Below are 18647 nucleotides of genomic sequence, written 5' to 3'. Positions count from 1 at the left end.
TTTAACTATTTGACTCTACCTGAAGATATTTTTCCGGATTTTCCGGATCGGTGATAAACCAGGCAGGATTTCCTGATTGATCTCTTCCTAGTCTTGCACCTGGAACAGGCGGTTGAAGTACGGAGATTCCATTGGAACGGCCTGCTTCTGTTAAAGACGGAGATTCATTTAAGGGGATCAACCCGGCTTTAATTAATTCACTTGCACTTTCTTTGAATTTTGCTGCAATCTGATTGATCTCATCCAGTGTATGCGCTTCGGTCACAAAACAAGGAAAACCATCCCAGATATGAATCCCTTTATACCGCATCAAGGTAAATAGCAGCTCACTGTATGGATATTCTGTTGTAAATTTGAGCTTCCACAAAGAACCAAAATGAGCAGCAAACAGCGGCAGGTTCAATTCCTCAATGATCTCATTTAATAAGCCGGCCAGATAAGTGGTATTGTTATTTAATTTGAGCTGGAATTCATGACCTTTTGCTTTCATATATTCCAGACTGGCTTTACCAGCCGCCAGTGCCAGCGGGTGTCTGACAAAGGTTCCGGCAAAATAAGTAACTCCTGCTTCCGGATAGGAGGCGTCACCATAAGACCAGAAGCCACCATCCAGTGCATCCATGAATTGTTTTTTTCCGGCGATAGCTCCGATAGGTAAACCTCCGCCAATTACTTTTCCATAAGTACCCAGGTCAGCCTGAATGCCAAATATGGCCTGTGCGCCACCCTGATGAGCACGGAAACCAGTAATTACTTCATCAAAGATCAGTACTGTTTCAGATTTCAGCGTAATTTCCCTGATTTCTTTCAGAAAGTCAACCGGCTGAAATTCTGGTCTTCTGCTTTGTACAGGCTCTACCAGAACCGCAGCAATTTCATGTGCTCTTTCTCTGATGATATTTAATGATTCTTCAGTCCCATAATCCAGGACCAGCATATTTTGTACAGCCTCGGGCATAATGCCCGGAGCTGCCGGAAAGCTTTTTAATTTTTTAGTTCCCCTGATAATAACTTCATCGTTAATTCCATGGTAAGAGCCCGAAAAGGAAACGATTAAAGAACGCCCGGTCACTGTTCTGGCAATTCTCATTGCTCCTAAAACAGCCTCAGAGCCAGTATTACATAGGGCAGCACGGTCAAAACCAGTAAATTCACAAATCAGCTGGCTGACCTCACCGGCAAGCTCATGCTGCGGACCTATTTCATATCCTTTTTCTACCTGTTCGAGAATTGCACTTTTCAATACAGGGTGCTGATAACCCAATAAGTTTGAGCCAAAGCCATTCAAAGCATCGATGTATTCATTTCCATCAATATCCCATAAATGGCTTCCAAGAGATTTATTGGCGACAATAGAATAAACGATTTCTTTGGTATAAGGTTTAAATCCGGATACCACACGGGGATCTGCCATATGAGCCCTGTGTTTTTGTGTATAAGCTTTACTGGCAGCAGTTTTTTGATTGTAACGCTGGGTTAATTGCGTTAAGAATTCTTTTTGTTCAGGCGTTAAAGCAGCTGAACTTTTTTCAATTCTTGCAGTAGCCCCAAATGGTTTTTTAATTTCTATTAACTCCTCCGCAGAAATAGCTGTTGTTGTGGTGTCTGGTGTTCGTATGGGTGCAGAAGAAACCGCATCACGGTAAACCGAAGGCGCAGATCCACTCATCAATTCCACCTGTTTAGTCAATAACTGTAACTGCTGGGCGATTAATCCAAGAGCAGTGTCGGCAGGGGCAAAAGCAGCAGACCTGTTCACAGCCTGGTTATAGTCAGGTGAAACGGGTGTGGCTGCGGGAGCTGGTTCCTGTGCCGTATTTTTAGCTATATAAGAAGCAAGTGCATCAATAGTTGAATATTCTTCATTCAGTTGTCTGAAGCTGACCGGCAGAGAGAATTCTTTTTTAAAGGTAATTGCGACCTGTGTCAGCAGCAATGAATCCAGTCCGATCTCAATAAAACTTCTATCTGGGGTAACACCATCCATTTCAATTCCAGAGGCATTTTCCAGTAAGTGTTTGATCTTTTCAATCAGTGTATCTTTCCTCATGGCAGTCAGGGGATTTGTAGTGATTTGGTGAGTATTGGTTAGTGTGTTTTGTCTGATCTTGTTTTTAGGTTCTGCCCAGTATCTTTTTTTATGATAACGGTAAGCAGGCAGCTCAATGCTCCGCCTGTGCTGGTTGTGGTAGAATGCTTTCCAGTCTGGGGTTAATCCTGCTAACCAGGTTTTTCCCAAAGCAGTTAAAATCGCATCATAAGAACCTGCGGCCTCTTTTTTATCCAGACTGGCAATTGCAGTAAAGGTAGTTTTCGCTTCATGCTGCCAGGCCAGCGTGGTACAGGTATTTCCCGGACCTGCTTCAATCAATACCGGGTGATCCAGTGCCAGTATGGTATCCATGGCTGGAGAAAAACGAACTGTTTTTCTTAAATGTTCTGTCCAGTAACCAGGGTTCTGTGCTTGTGCATCGGTCAGGAAATCACCCGTAACTGTAGAAACAATTGGTTTTTGTGGTCTGTTTAATTTGACCTGACTTACAATTTCACTAAAGTCTTTGAGGATAGGATCCATCATCGCAGAGTGAAAAGCATGGCTGGTTAGTAATCTTTTATGTAAGATCAGCTTTTCATCAAGATTAAGCTGAAAGGCATCAATATCTTCATTTTTTCCGGCAACAACACATAATTTAGGGCTGTTTATTGCTGCAATAGCTAAAGTTTCCGGAAGGAATTGCTCAATTTCCAAAGCAGAAGCCCTGACACTTAACATACTTCCTTCTGGTAATTCGCTGACCATTGCACCACGGGAAGCAATAAGTTTAAGACCATCTTCTAAAGTGAAAACCCCTGCTAAATGTGCAGCAACGTATTCTCCAATACTATGTCCGCAAAGGATAGAAGGCTGTATTCCCCAGCTCATCCACAAACGGGCAATGGCATAAGAAGTGATAAATAAAGCAGGTTGTGTGTATTTTGTGTTGTTTAACAGTATGCCAGCTTGCAGGTCATCAGCTGCTGCGTAAATCAGCTGCCTGATATCCTGATCCAGATAAGCCATTAAAATCGATGCACATTCATCAATGGCTGCTTGATAAACAGGTTCGTTTTTATAGAGTTCAACGCCCATTCCAGGGTACTGTGCACCCTGACCAGGAAATAGAAATACCGTTTCGCCGGGCAGTGTTTTAACAATAGCCGTAGATACCTTATTTTCTGCTGTTAAATCCTCTGTAGTACCAGCAACAAAAAAACTGCGCTGTAAGAAATCTGCTCTTGTGGTTTGCAGGGTATAAGCAACGTCAGCATGGTTAAGTTCAGCTTGTGTATGAAGGTATGTTTTTAAAACCGATTCATAAGCTTGTAAGCTGTCCGCTGATTTAGCTGACCAGGTAAACAGGTTTTTTAACCGGCCCTGATCTTCATTCAATGCTTTTAAATGGTCATGTTCTTCTACAATGACGTGAACATTTGTTCCTCCGACACCAAAAGAACTTACACCTGCTCTTCTGATTTGAGCCGTATCCCAGGGTTTTAAATGTGTGTTGACATAAAATGGCGAACCGGCAAATAGTATATCCGGATTGGGCTTCTCAAAATTGATAGAAGGAGGGATCTGCTTATAATATAAAGCAAGGGTTGTTTTGATCAGACCGGCCACACCAGCAGCAGCAGTCATATGGCCCATGTTGCTTTTAATAGAGCCTATGGCACAAAATTGCTGGGCAGTCTGCGCTCCGAAAGCCTGTTTCAACCCTTCAATTTCAATCGGATCACCTAATGGGGTAGCTGTTCCATGTGTTTCCACATAAGAAATTGTAGCAGGATCAATACTGGCATCCGCAATAGCCATTGCAATTGCAGCAGCTTGTCCATCGGTACTTGGGGCAGTAAAACTCCCTTTAGTGCCTCCGTCATTGTTGACACCAACACCTTTAATGAGTCCGTAAATGGTATCTCCGTCTTGTAAAGCAGCAGCCAGTGTTTTTAAAAGGACAACTCCTGCCCCGTCACTGAATACTGTTCCGGTAGCCTCTGCATCAAAAGAACGACAATGGCCATCGCGGCTTAACATGGCGCCTTCCTGGTAGATATGTCCGCTATGGATAGGCGAAGTAATACTTGCCCCGCCAGCAATTGCGACATCACATTGGTTTTTCCGCAAACTTTCTACTGCCTGGGTTACCGCAAGCAGCGAAGTAGAGCAAGCAGAGAAAACACTTACTGCAGGGCCTTTCAAGTCCAGTTCATAGGCTGTGCGGGAAGAGATATAATCTTTTTCATTGACCGTCATGACCTGGAAGCTTCCAACCTGGTTAATCAGGTCGGTATTTCCTGCTACATTATGCTGGAAATAACTGTTATTTCCGGAGCCTGCAAATACGCCGATCAGTCCATCATAAACTGCAGGTAAATGTCCTGATTTTTCCAGTACATCTCTGCTGATCTCCAGGAATATCCTTTGCTGGGGATCCATGAGTTCGGCAAGCTTAGGATTGATCCCGAAAAATGCAGGATCAAACAAATCAGCCCCATTTAAAATACCTCTCGCTTTTACATATTGCGGATCATTTCTGAGCTCATCGGGAATAGAAGAATCAAGGTCTTTAAAGAAAGTTATCGTTTCTTTCCCATGGCGTAATACTTCCCACAATTCTTCTATGGTATCCGCACCTGGAAATTTACCAGCCATGCCAATAATTGCAACAGGCTGTCCCGGATCTGAAATCCGTTCTCTTTGTTTTTTTGGCACTGCTGATGCCGCATCAAGATATTTAACGAGCCCGCTGATTTGCGGGAATTGATAAAGTTTAGTAATGGGCAGTTCGATATGATATTCAGTTCTTAAAGAAGAAACTGTTTTTAAAGCTAAAAGGGAGTTCCCACCCAGTTCAAAGAAATTATCATTGATCCCGATCTGGTCTATTTCCAGTACGCGGGCCCAGATTGCAGCAATTCTTTTTTCCAGTGGAGTCCTGGCCGGACTATAAAGTACGGCTAACTCAGGTCTTTTACGTTCGGGTAAAGGAAGGTTTTTCTTGTCTACTTTACCGCTGGTTGTTTTGGGCAGATCTTCCATCCAGATTAAAGCGGAAGGGATCATATATTCAGGCAATTGTGTTTCAAGTTCCTGCCTGATCAGACTTGTATTTCTGTTTTCAGGATCGGCAACCAGATAGGCAAGTAACCTGTACTGGCCACTTAAATCCGCTTTAGCGGTAACTACAGCTTGTCTGATACCTTTGATCTGGTTGAGGATAACTTCAATTTCACCCAATTCAATTCTGTAACCTCTGATTTTAACCTGATCGTCCTTTCTTCCCAGGAACTCAATAGTGCCATCATTTTCATAACGGGCAAGGTCGCCGGTCAGATAAACCCGGGTTTGCGTACCATTTACAGGAATCCGGACGAATTTTTCTGCGGTTAACTCCGGCCTGTTCAGATAACCTTCGGCAAGGCTGCTTCCTGCAATTGCCAATTCTCCGGTTTCTCCTGCCTGCAGCAGATTTTTGTCCTGGTCTAAAATGTAAATACTTGTATTGGAGACCGGCCGGCCAATATTTGGCAGTAATGGCCAGCTGGCAGGTGCTCCGGTTAGTTTAAGTTCAGTAACTACATGACATTCTGTAGGTCCGTACTGGTTAAAAAGTACACAGTTATTTAATCCTTCAAAGAATTCTCTGACTTGCGGAGTGATTTTCAATTGCTCACCAGCAGTCATGATTTCTTTTAAATGTGCAGGATATTGTTGATTACCGGTAGCAGCTTCAGCTAAAAATTGCAGGGCTACAAAAGGAAGGAAAATCCGGTCTATAGCAGCTTCGCTGATGAAATTAAGCAGGTTAACAGGATCGAGTCTTAAATCATCCTGAATAAGGACTAAAGTTGCCCCTGTAGTTAATGTGCAGAATATTTCCTGAAAAGACACATCAAAGGTGATCGGTGCAAATTGTAAGGTTTTACTGCCCGGACCTGTTATTGAATTCTTTTGCTGCCATAAAATAAGATTGACCAGGGCAGCCTGTGTCATGTAAACTCCTTTAGGCGTGCCTGTAGAACCTGATGTATACAGTACATAAGCATTGGGATTTTGCGTAACGTGCAGTTCTTTCTCCTGATGCTGTGGTATAAAAGCAGTGTGATGTGCAATAATATTTAATGCAGAACCAAAAATTTCCTGCTCTTCCAGTGGACAAATACAGGTTTTAATTCCCGAATCAGTAATGATCTGCTGTAATCTTTGTTGCGGATAAGCGGGATCTAAAGGAAGATAGGCTTTCCCGGACTTCAGTATGGCGAGTATGGCGATAATCATATCGGCAGACCGGGTTGTACTTAAGCCAATAAGCTCTTCATTGGTTAATTCAGTGATTTTTGCACTTAAGTCAGTGACTCTTTGTAAGAGTATGTCATAAGAGAGCTGCTCCTGCCCGAAAGAAAGCGCAGTAAGTTCTGGGAAATGCTTTGCCGTATCCTCAAAAAGAGAATAAACAGAAGGAACAGCTCCCAAATCAATAAAATCCTGTTTAGTAATGTTATGCATTAATTTCTGATTTTTTTAACTGATCATATATGTCTTTCCTGATAAACAGGCGTTTCATTGCAACCGTGGAATGTGCCAGTACATAACCGGCTTTCCTTAATTTATCACAGCTTCTTTTGATTCTGAAATGGAATGATTTATCCTTTGTGTTGTAAATTTCGTCGAATTCCACCAAAATAGCTTTAACATTTAGCTTATCTTCAATAATTGTGTCAATCACTTTATACTCAGCACCTTCTATCTCTATTTTGAGCAGGTCTATGTGCTCATGATGCAGCGCTTTCATGAGATTACTTAAACGATCAACAGGTGCCTCAATAAAATTCTTTGATTCCGTAAATAAAATGGCGGAATGAGAGGAATAGTTCTCTCTTTCAGGATCATAGAATTTCAATGTTTTTTTCTCGTCCCAAAGACCAACCGGAATAAATTCTATTTCGGAAAATTGTTTACTGCTGATCTTATAAACGTAAGGAGCAAGGGTTTTATCCAGTGTAAGGGGTGTTCCATGATTCACATAATCTTTAACTTCATTAAAATGGTTAATACCATAAGGGGAGGGATCAAAAATGTAAACCCTGGCGTCGAAAGTTATTTTAAGCTCTGTATCGAAAGAGATGTCTTCGCCGGCACCCACACAGTAACAGATGGAATGTGATCCTAAAAAGTGATCAGGGACCATATATCCATGTCTTGGAGAGCCGAAGTAGCTTAAGTTTTTCAATGGTTGTACGTTCGATTGATGATGAATGCCAAGCATTCTTTTGATAAATTGAGTTGCCATCCTAAGAATGCGGTTGATTTTGCGTTAAAATTACGTGCTGACTGGTATGATCTTAATATAAGGAAAATCAGGTGAAATTCTCTTAATTATTTAAATACAATCAGCCTGTTTCTGCTATGGGTTATTGAACTTATTTGTTGCATTATTAAATATGACTTCAAATTTTGGTTGAGCTGCTAAATTAAGCATTCTTTTATTTTTGGTGTTTAAAGAATAATGAACAAAGATCGTTCCTGTTCTGAGGATTGGAAAAACCAGTCCGGAATAACTTGTTGCTGTTTCGGTTTAAAACAAATTGTCATTATTTTGTTACCATTTGATCTGGTCTGTATTCAGGGACGAAAGGGTTTCTTTTTATTCATCAGGGTATTATTTTCCCCAGTTAAATTCAATACTTTTGGAATTCGGAAAGCGGTCTGAAATTTAGCAGACTTGTTCAGCAGAACCTATTGAAACAATGCTTATGGATAAAGATGAAATCGTAATTAGTGAGATCTTAATTGCTGCCAAATCTTTGTTTGGGAAGTTCGGATTAAAAAAGACCACTATAGAAGATATCTCTGCGGCAGCCGGAAAAGGGAAAAGTACGCTTTATTATTATTTCCCCGGTAAAAATGAAATCTTCGCTGCCGTGGTTAAAGATGAGATGAAAGCAGTGATTAAGAATTTGCGCGAAACAGTAAACGGGGTACTTTCTGCGAAAGATAAACTGAAGGCTTTTCTGAATTTTCAAAGTACAGCTATCCTGGAATTCCGCAGTCTTTATCAAGTGATTTTTGTAGATATGATTGAATCCAGGAGGATGTTGCTGCCCCTTCGTTTAAAATATGAACAGATGCAGCTGGGTATGATCAGTGAAATTATTTTGGGAGGGACACAGAGTGGTGAATTCAAAGATCTTTCTGCTGAAAGTATTCATAAGATGTCTTTTGTACTGATTGTTGCTTTCAGAGGCCTGCACTTTCCGCTTTCCATTAATCCTTCAGCAGTACAATCCCATGAATATTTTGATGAGCTGGTAGATATGCTCATTGAAGGTATTGGGAATTAAGAATTTAAACCTCCATATTTATAAGATGAATTACCTGGATATACTAGATCAGGTCAGAGCGCATGTCTCAAACTTGTTTCACATTAATAAAGACGAGAGATTAACTTACCATAACTTGCTGCATACTGAGCAGGTGGTTAAAGCTGTAGTTAAAATAGCCAATCATTATCAATTGTCAGATCATGATTTTTTTGTAGTCAGCGTAGCCGCGTGGTTTCACGATATTGGTTACCTGATCAACTGTGAAAAGCATGAAGAGCGCGGGGCAGCACTGGCTAAGGAATTTCTGGAATCAAAGGGCGCGGAACCAGAATTAACGGGTTTGGTGACCAATTGTATTCTGGCTACAAAAATGCCTCAGCATCCGGTTGGATTGTTAGAAGAGATTGTGTGTGATGCCGATCTTTTTCACCTGGGCAGTGAAGATTTTAAGGAACGAAATAAACTGATCCGTAAAGAAGCAATTGCCTTTATAGGAAGAGCTATCGATAAAGAAGAATGGCGTGCAAAAACCATTGTCCTTTTCGAAATGCACCATTACCATACCGATTATTGCCAGGATTTACTGGCCGCAAAAAAAGAATCAAACCTGAACGAATTGAAAGAAAAAGTGTTTAAAGACAAACATGGAAAAGCCAAAGAAGAGGCTCTTCATGATGCTGCTCCGGTTAGCTCAGAAAAACATACGGAAGTAGTAGCGGAGAAAAAAAATAAAGATAAAAAGGAGAAAAGTGACCGTCCTGATAAAGGGATAGAAACCATGTTCCGGATTTCTTCTGGTAACCATCAGCGTTTAAGTGATATGGCAGATAATAAAGCGCATATCATGATCTCCACCAATTCTATCATTTTGTCAGTTACTTTAAGTGTACTGCTGCGTAAACTGGAAGATAATCCTCATTTGATCATTCCGACATTGATCTTGTTGATTATTTGTGTGGTAACCATGGTCTTCTCGATCCTGGCAACCAGGCCTACTGTACCCCCGGGAACTTTTACTCCACAGGATATCGAAGAAAAAAAGGTGAACTTATTGTTCTTTGGTAATTTTTACCGGATGGCACTGCCTGATTATGTGAACGGAATGCAGAAAATGATGGAAGACAGAGATTTCCTTTATGGTAGTTTAATCCGTGATTTATATTCTCAGGGTGTAGTTTTAGGTCGTAAATACCGTTTGCTGAGGATTGCCTATAATGTGTTTATGTTCGGTATCATTGCTTCGGTTCTTGCCTTTGTTATTGCCAGTGCGATAGTCGCTTTATAAAAATACGATGACAGAATATACCTTTTTTAACCGTGATCTGAGCTGGTTAAGTTTTAATGAGCGTGTGCTGATGGAAGCCGAAAATGAGCAGGTCCCTTTATTGGAACGCATCAGGTTTCTGTCTATTTATTCTTCCAATCTGGATGAATTTTACCGCGTCAGGATGCCGGTTTTGATGGCTATTGATAATTTTGACGATAGTACCGGATTAAATAATAACTATTATAAAGCTCAGTTTTTAATCAATCAGCAGCAGCAAAGGTTCGGGCATTTACTGGCAAATCATCTTTTACCGGCCTTAAAAGCAAAAGATATCCACTGGTTATACAATGAAGTGATTCCTGAATCTATAACAGACGAATTATCCCGGATTTTCTTTAATGAGGTACTGGCTTACATCAGGTTGTTTTCAGTAGCGAAGGATGAAGATGGTTTCTTTGCTGAAAATAACAGGTTATACCAGGCGGTGATCCTGTCGGACGCGGCTGGTATAGAGCGTCTGGAGTTGATTACCATTCCTTCTGACGCGTTACCAAGATTGTATACTGTCAATAAAGAGGATCAGAAATATGTTGTTTTTCTGGATGATATTATCAGAAATAATCTGGACTATCTTTTTCCTGCCGAAGAGATCAAAGGGGTTTTTAATATTAAAATCACCAGAAATGCGGAGATGAATCTTAAAGAAGAAATCGAAGATCTGGATGAAGATATCACGATTGCGCTGGAAAAAGAGTTAAAGAAAAGGGATCTGGGTACAGCTACCCGGTTTTTATGTCAGCCCGGAATACCACTAAGACATCTTTACAAGATTATTTACGCACTTAATCTGGCCAATTCTTCGGTTGTAGCGGGTGGGTATTACCACAATATGAAAGATCTGAGTAATTTCCCACTCCATGAAGCAGAATTAAACTATCCGAAGTGGCCGGCATTGCCAGGTCTGCTGCTCAAAAAGGAAGAAACTCTTTTTGAGCAGATATTTAAAAAGGATCTGATGGTTCATGTGCCTTATCAGAACTATGATCCGATATTAAGATTTTTTAATGAAGCTGCAAATGATAGTTTCACAGAAGAAATTTATGTGACGCTTTACCGGGTTGCTGACAATTCCAGGATTGTGAATGCTTTAATGACGGCTGCAAAAAACGGGAAAAAGGTTGCTGTAATGGTGGAGCTGAAAGCCAGATTTGATGAAGCTAATAATATCAAATGGGCTTCCCGCATGAAAGCTGCGGGCGTAAAAATCATTTATAGCAACAAAGAACTGAAAGTACATGCAAAGGTAGCTCTGGTTAAAAGAACGGTCAGGAATCAAAGTCATTATCTCGGATTGCTGGCTACAGGAAACCTGAACGAATCAACAGCACGTTTTTATACGGATCATATTTTATTGACGGCTAACCAGGCCATGCTCGCAGAGCTGAAACAGCTATTTGGTTTCCTGAATAAGAAAAAGAAAAAACCACAGCTGGAAGACGCTATTAATTTTGAACATTTATTAGTGGCTCAATTCAATTTGCAGCAGAAATTTATAGCATTGATAGACCGTGAAATCAGCAATGCCAAAAAAGGACTGTCCTGTGGAATTGTGATCAAAATGAATAACCTGGAGGAGCGCGTCTTAATTTCCAAGCTTTATGAAGCTTCAGCTGCAGGAGTAAAAATACAATTGATTGTGCGCAGTGTCTGTTGTCTGATCCCGGGAATTGAAGGTCAAAGTGAAAATATTACGGTGAAACGTATCGTAGATCGTTACCTGGAACATGGCCGGATCTTTCTTTTCCATAACAACGGGGAGAAAGAGGTTTATATGGGATCGGCCGACTGGATGAACAGGAATATTTATGGAAGAATAGAAGTCTGTTTTCCTATCTGCGACCAGGAATTAAAAATGAAACTGATAACAATCTTAAATTTACAATTAAACGATACTGTTCAGGCGGTTGAACTTAACGCAGAGTTGCAAAATAATTATTGCGCTGGTGAAGTTAAAATCCGCTCTCAACATGCTATTTATAATTTTCTGAAAGAGACTACTACTGCACATCCCATTGAACTTAACGCATCATGAAAGCATTTCTTAAAAAGCTGAGTTACCTTTTGCCACTACTGATTTTGATCGGTTTTTATGCCTGTAAGCCTGCAAAACAATCTTATTCAAGCCCTAAAGGATATGATTTCAATCATCCTGAGAAATTTATCATGCCTGAAAGTTTGCACGAAATCTCTGGAATTGCTTTTTACAAAGGCAAAAGTGATACTGTCTATTCTATACAGGATGAGGAAGGCCGCCTTTACAGACAAGCCTGGGGAAATAAAAAACAACAGCATGCAATTTTTGGTAAAAAGGGAGATTATGAAGATCTGACAATTTTAAATGAGACAGTCATTATCTTAAGAAGTGATGGCACACTTTTCACTTTTCCTTTTACAGCGGCTATTCAGCCGAAAGTGAAAAAAATTAAAGAATGGAACGATATCCTTCCGGATGGTGAATACGAGAGTATCTATGCCGACCAGCAAACCAACCAGGTTTACCTGCTGTGTAAAAACTGTAAAGGAGATAAAAAAAACCAGACGATGTCTGGTTCTATTTTTACTTATAATCCGGCGAAAAATGAATTGATTGCTTCTGGCAATTTCTCTATGGACCTTAGCGGGCTGGTAACTTCCGGACAGATTCTGAAAACTGGTTTGAAAGCTTCCGCATTAACAAAAGATCCGCATTCAGGAGATTGGTATATTCTTTCTTCGGTGAATAAGCTGCTGATTGTAGCCAGTCCGGACTGGAAAGTTAAAAGCGTACACCGGTTAAATTCTGCTATTTTTGCTCAGCCCGAAGGAATAGCTTTTGATAACCAGATGAACTTGTACATTTCTAATGAAGGTGATGAACTGAGTTCTGGAAATATTTTAAAGTTTAAGCGTAAACCCTGAGAATCTGATTAAATTTATATGAATGCCAATTAATGACTCTTATAATTGAAAACAAAAAATGCAGGCAATAACGATTGACTTTAACAAGTACGTGTGCGGAGATGAAGTAAATGGGATGAAAGCTGATATCCGGCTTTCCTTGAAACCATTTATCACTTTTCTGACGGAAAAGATTAAGGTAGAAAAGACAGCCAAAATAAATTTCTATAACTATCTGCTGGGGGAATTTTCTGCTTTTCCAGAATTGAAGGATCCAATTCCTGCTGCCAATGTGACTAAATACAATCACTTGTATGAATTGATTTATACTGCGCTGTCGCCGATTATCAATGAAGAAAAAGAACAGCTTTGGGCTTTAAGTAAACCGGTTTGCCCTTGTTTTCACTACGGTACAAATGCTTTTTATAAAGTGCTGATGGATGATAAAAAGGAAGGTTTGAATACAGATCTGGCTTTACCATCTCAACAGGAAATGCAAAAGACGATGCTGACCACGCTGTACAACCTGGTGTTGCAAAAGTTTTACAACTTTAGCCTGGGAACAGATCAGCATGTGATCAAATCAATCATTGACCACGATACGCAATTATTAAAATATTATAAATTAAATGTAGATACCCGTTTTGTAGAAGTGACCAGTATTAAACCTTTACCGGAACTAACGCTTCAAAATGTAAAGGAGTATATGCAGGATGAAACTAACAGCCTGGATACCTTAATGACGCTGCTGCCTTCAGAAATGTTCCGTGTGGAAGGGGTTTCTATTGTAAGCTTAGTAGATATTACCGCAGAATATGCTTTAGAGTCTATTAAAAATGCTATTATATCACATAACCAATGTCAGATAGGATGGAGTACTTCCTCAATTTCGACGGCATTGAAGTCTTTAGTGGGCAGTGATCAGATCTCCTTCGGATTATTGCCTTATCTGAAGTTGAACGATAAGGTCTTACCTTACTTTCACGAAGGTTTTCAAAGTGTAATTATTCAGCAGGCAAAAGTAAATGGGATCAGTGAACTGGAATATTCTAAACTCGTAGAAGACTTTGTGGCCAACCCGCGCAGACTGATCTTTCCTGAGGTTAATATAGAAGAGTATTCCACTTTTCCAATGCTGACGCTGGTTGCGGATGCTGGAATTAAGTCTTATGCTATTTTTCCATTGTATTACAATGCTAAACTTATAGGCTGTCTGGAACTTTATACGAAAGACAGCACTGCTTTCAATGGCAATACTTTGTCCAGAATTGAGAGTGCGTTTCCTTTACTTGCCCAGCTTTACCAGAATATCATTGTTGATTTTAACAACGAGATCACGGCCATTGTAACCGATAAATTTACAGCCCTTCAATCTGCTGTGAAATGGCGTTTCAACGAGGTTGCTTACCATTATATGCAATCTGGAAAGTGGAAGAAAAACCTCCCTATTGAATCCGTTTATTTTAAGGATGTTCATCCTTTTTATGGGGCAATTGATATCAGGAATTCTAGTATTGAACGAAACCTGATGATCAGGAAAGATTTATTTGCACATTTTGAGATCCTGGAAAGTGCATTGAGAAACCTGAAAGCTATTATCCCGGAAATTGTAGAGGATGATTTTCCAAGACAGCACTCTTCCTGGGACCATAAAGGTTTTGATGAAATCTCTGACCGGGAAATCATGAAAACTGATGATTATTTACAACATCAGCTTCCTCCGTATCTGAATGTGCTTAAAGAAATTTATCCTGGAGCTGAAGGGATTATTAATGAATATTTTGAGCTGACACGCCAGGGAGGAAAGATCTTTGAAAACAGGGATAATTATGAGCAAAGTATGCAGGCGATCAACCATGCAGTGAATAAACATCTGGATCAGTTCAACGCGGAATTACAAGAGGAACATCCTTGTTATTTTGAGAAATTCAGAACTGATGGGGTTGAGTTTGATATTTACCTGGGGCATTCGATTGCTCCTGACAGAGAATTTGGCGATGAGCTGGTAGCTGATTTCCGGTTGAGACAACTGAAAGCTATTGCGGAGATTACCAGGCTCACACATGAGCTGAAACCAACCTTGCCAATTCCTTTGGAAACGACACAGCTAATCTTTGTTTATGAGAAGATTATTGACATTAGTTTCCGTATTGATGAGCAAAGATTTGATGTGGAGGGAAGTTACAATATCCGGTATCAGATGGTGAAGAAAAGGATTGATAAAGCACATGTCAAAGAAAGCTCAGAGCGTTTGACGCAGCCGGGTAAAATAGCAATTGTCTATTTTAATGGTTCAGAGGCAGATGAATATATGCTTTATATCCATAAATTACAGCAACAGGGCTTACTGACCGATCAGGTGGAGTACCTGGAGGTCGAAGAATTACAGGGGGTGGAAGGACTTAAAGCATTGCGCGTAACAGTTGCAGTTTAAAAACAGATTAAATGATCATAATTTCCAGAAAGAATAGGATAAACCTGACAGTATCATTAACTGCTCTGTTTTTTAGTTTTCCACTATTGACAAATGCCCAGCTTCAGCGTACAAAGGATTCTATTACCATAGCGATTGCTCCTGAATATGACGCGGTATCCAAAACACACCGTTTCTTTTTAGGGGAGAATTACCGTAAACAATGGGCTACGCCTGTAAAGATGCGGATTGTTGATTTGCAGCAAGAACATGGCGGAATGAAATTCCTGCAAATGGGCGGTGGGATGCAAACCCGTTCGATGCGTTTAGAGGATGCTTCGGGCAGGGAATGGGTATTAAGAACGGTACAAAAGTATTCTGAAAGAGGCTTACCTGAAAATCTGAGAGCAACGATTGCAAAAGATATTGTACAGGATCAGATCTCTACGAGTCATCCTTATTCTGCGTTAATCGTTCCTCCGCTGGCCGATGTGCTTGACCTTCCTCATGCGAATCCCGAAATTGTATATGTTGGAGATGATCCTGCACTGGGGCAGTACAGAAAGGATTTTGCCAATGCGGTTTATTTGCTGGAAGAACGGATGCCAACCGGTTATGAGAAAAGTGATAATACTATCAAGGCGCAGCGAAAAGCAGAAGAGGATAATGATATCCATTTCAACCAAAAACTGGTATTGAGAGCAAGATTGCTTGATTTTATTGTAGGAGACTGGGACAGACATGAGGATAACTGGAGATGGCTGAAACTGGAAGATAACAAGGGAGATAAGGAATATGTTCCTGTTCCGCGTGACCGGGATAAAGTGTTTTTTAAGTCTTCTGGTGTATTTCCGTGGATTCTATCTCATCAATGGCTCAATGCTAAACATCAGCCTTATGAACCAAATATCAGAGCGGTTGACCAGTGGAACTTTTATCAGCGTTATTTTGACAGGTATTTCCTGAGCGGACTGAGTGAAAAAGACTGGCAGGAAGAAATCAAATATGTACAGCAGAAACTGACGCCTGCCATTTTACGGAAATCAATGCTGCTGATGCCAGCTGATATTTTTGCTCAGGGCGGAGAGCAGACGCTGCAAATCATGATTGCCAGGAAAGATAACCTGGAGAAAAGTGCAATGACTTATTATCGTTTCCTTGCGGCTACAGTTGAAATTCCGGCTTCCGACAAAAGAGAGTATTTTGAGGTGAAGCATAAAAAAAATGGAAATATAGAACTGACGGTCAGCAATATTAAAAAGAGTGGTGAAACAGGCAGAAAGTTATATCACCGTACTTTTGATCCTAAGTTAACTCACGAAATCAGGTTGTATGGAATGGGAGGGGACGATATTTTTGAAGTTACCGGAGAAACTAAATCCCCGGTCAAAGTCCGGATGATTGGTGGAGATGGCAATGATCAGTTTGTAATCGATAAAGCATTGAACCATAAATCCAATACTTATATTTATGACCGTTCAGATCAGGACAATGAAATTCCAGCTGCTAGTGTGGCTAAACTTCGTTTGTCAACGGATACAGCTGTAAATCAGTACAATAAAAGAAGTTTTGTATTTGATCAGTTTGGTCCGCTGTTTCATGTCAATTATAATATTGACCAGGGAATACAGGCAGGCGTAGGGCTGATACTGGAGAAACAGGGATTCAGAAGAACTCCTTATGCTTCTCATCAGGAGTTTTGGGTAGATTATTCAACGGGCCGTAAATCCTTTATTCTAAATTACGCCGGAGATTTTAAAAAAGCGATTGGAAATACTAATCTAAAGGTCAATGCGAACCTGCTGGGACCAAATAACCTGAGTAACTTCTTTGGCCTGGGTAATGAAACTGCGTTTATCAAAGAGGATCCTAAAGGGATGTCCTATTACCGTAACCGATATGATTACCTGACGGCAGATTTTCAGGCTTATAAAAAAGCAGATAAATGGACAGTTGGTGGCGGACTGGCTACTGAATACTATACCAGCAGCCGTTCAGGGAATGAAAAGCGGTTCCTGAATGACTTTAACCAGAGTAATCCGGAAGAATCAGTTTTCTCAGATCGTATTTATGCAGGTCTGATTACTGAAGTGAAATATGATTCCAGAGATAATATCTCTATTCCTAAAAAGGGAATGTATTGGAATACCAGGATTACTGCTAATCAGCAGCTTAACGGAGATCATGAACGTTATGGAAAAATACAATCAGAGTTCCGTTATTATATGAATCCGGGACAATCTGGTTTTGTGATTGCGAACCGTTTGGGTGGAGGTACAACGGTTGGGGATCCTGAATTTTTCCAGCAAATGCAGTTAGGTGGGGTGCATAATCTTCGTGGTTTTCATACCAACCGCTTTACTGGGAAGTCTATGTTGTATTACAATCTTGATCTGCGTTTGAAGTTATTTGACTTTACTTCTTACATTGTACCAGGTTCACTGGGCCTTTTAGGCTTTAATGACGTGGGCCGTGTATGGGTGCCGGGACAAACTTCCAACCAGTGGCACCACGGTTATGGTGGTGGCATTTACATTGTTCCGGCAGATTTAATCCTGATCCAGGCAGCAGTAGGTTTTTCAAAAGAAAGTACGATGCCTTATATCTCAGTAGGATTTAATTTCTAAGATTTTATAAAAAAACAGGTGCAGTGCTGATTCAATAATTAGTCCTGCACCTGTTGAGTCTGTCAGAGTTCTTTATATACCACCTTTATAACACTTTTCACACCATCTACGGTTGAATTGATAGTTTCAGGATAACCATCTTTGTTAAAAACGTAATTGAAACTTTGATTCATACCGGGGTTTAACAGGTCATTGCATTGCTGTATGTTATTGCGTTCTGAGAGGAAGAGGTTTATTCCGGAAGGGAAAAGGTTATTCTCTTTTTCCAATTGCAGTAACCATATATAGTTGCTCTGTTTAAATAACCCATTTTTGAGGTCATAATCATAATTCAGGTTATTGGTAATGCCTTTTTCAAAAGTCAGGCTGCCGGTCTCATTATATTTTTTCTCCTGTTCAGCAATCTTTCGGTCATTTGCATCGAAATAACTAACTTTAATGACTTGATTGTTAGTGTCGTAATCTAGGTCGTAAAACCCGGTCTGTGTATATTTATTTCCCTTGATCTTATACGTGGTACCCTTGATTACTCTGCCTTTTTCATCCAGCTCGTAGTTCGTACCAGAAACAGGCTCATTATTCTTAAGCCGCTCTAATTCCACCGGTTTATCCATCTTGTCATAAGTGATTGCTATACTTCCACCATCTTCGTGTGTGATCTTCAGTATAGAAAACAAAGGGGTATAGTTAATGACTATTTTGGACTTGCCGCTCCCGAGCTGTACCGGAATTAATTTTCTGTTTCCAGTCTCCACTACCGGGGGAATAATTTCAGGAGACTGAACAGGTTCATCTTTCTTTTTACAGCCCAGGCATCCTAGTAAAAAGATCAGGCTGATCGATAAACATCTTTTGTGAATTTCCATATCAATAATAAATTTAATATTTAATTAAAACCTCAACTTACTTCTGTATTTCCATATAATGTTTATTTATTTAAATAAATATCCTAACAATAACAAAATAAGCCTGATAGGCTTTGAAAAAAAATAATACAATTTAATGAAAAACAAACTGCACTTATTTGGGTTATAACTCA

The 18647-nt window shown here is 40.2% G+C and carries 9 protein-coding genes; 6 read left to right on the top strand and 3 right to left on the bottom strand.

What is annotated here, in order from left to right; translation table 11 throughout:
- Position 1: 1 nt before the first annotated feature.
- Positions 2 to 6547, bottom strand: a complete 6546-nt coding sequence (locus AB3G38_RS11400; RefSeq protein WP_367868588.1) for an amino acid adenylation domain-containing protein — start codon at positions 6545 to 6547, stop codon at positions 2 to 4.
- Positions 6540 to 7331, bottom strand: a complete 792-nt coding sequence (locus tag AB3G38_RS11395) for an FkbM family methyltransferase (protein ID WP_367868587.1) — start codon at positions 7329 to 7331, stop codon at positions 6540 to 6542. Before AB3G38_RS11395 ends, AB3G38_RS11400 begins: the two co-directional genes overlap by 8 nt.
- 463 nt (positions 7332 to 7794) lie before the next feature.
- Between AB3G38_RS11395 and AB3G38_RS11390 the strand changes: the two genes are divergently transcribed.
- From AB3G38_RS11390 to AB3G38_RS11365, 6 genes are read left to right on the top strand one after another with little or no spacing between them, the layout of a single operon-like run.
- A complete protein-coding gene (locus AB3G38_RS11390) occupies positions 7795 to 8382 on the top strand; it encodes a TetR/AcrR family transcriptional regulator (RefSeq protein ID WP_367868586.1) in 588 nt (195 codons plus the stop codon).
- 25 nt (positions 8383 to 8407) lie between these two features.
- A complete protein-coding gene (locus AB3G38_RS11385) occupies positions 8408 to 9649 on the top strand; it encodes a Pycsar system effector family protein (RefSeq protein ID WP_367868585.1) in 1242 nt (413 codons plus the stop codon).
- A 7-nt stretch (positions 9650 to 9656) separates the two neighbouring features.
- Positions 9657 to 11723, top strand: coding sequence for a polyphosphate kinase 1 (gene ppk1, locus AB3G38_RS11380; RefSeq protein WP_367868584.1), 2067 nt, complete (start codon positions 9657 to 9659; stop codon positions 11721 to 11723).
- On the top strand, positions 11720 to 12589 hold the full coding sequence (locus AB3G38_RS11375; protein ID WP_367868583.1) for an SdiA-regulated domain-containing protein: 870 nt from the start codon (positions 11720 to 11722) through the stop codon (positions 12587 to 12589). The genes ppk1 and AB3G38_RS11375 overlap by 4 nt, the downstream gene beginning before the upstream one ends.
- A 58-nt stretch (positions 12590 to 12647) precedes the next feature.
- Positions 12648 to 15002 (top strand): GAF domain-containing protein, encoded by a 2355-nt coding sequence (locus tag AB3G38_RS11370; RefSeq protein ID WP_367868582.1) that lies wholly within the window; start codon positions 12648 to 12650, stop codon positions 15000 to 15002.
- Positions 15003 to 15013: 11 nt separating this feature from the next.
- Positions 15014 to 17608 carry a BamA/TamA family outer membrane protein gene (locus tag AB3G38_RS11365; protein ID WP_367868581.1) on the top strand — a complete coding sequence of 865 codons (2595 nt, stop codon included), beginning with the start codon at positions 15014 to 15016 and terminating at the stop codon, positions 17606 to 17608.
- 62 nt (positions 17609 to 17670) lie between these two features.
- On the opposite strand, the gene AB3G38_RS11360 is transcribed toward AB3G38_RS11365, so the two are convergent.
- Entirely contained in the window at positions 17671 to 18474 is an 804-nt protein-coding gene (locus AB3G38_RS11360) for a hypothetical protein (RefSeq protein ID WP_367868580.1), read from the bottom strand.
- Between the last annotated feature and the right edge of the window lie 173 nt (positions 18475 to 18647).

This window comes from Pedobacter sp. WC2423, from assembly GCF_040822065.1.
Classification (GTDB): domain Bacteria; phylum Bacteroidota; class Bacteroidia; order Sphingobacteriales; family Sphingobacteriaceae; genus Pedobacter.
This window is presented reverse-complemented; position numbering and strand designations above follow the sequence as displayed.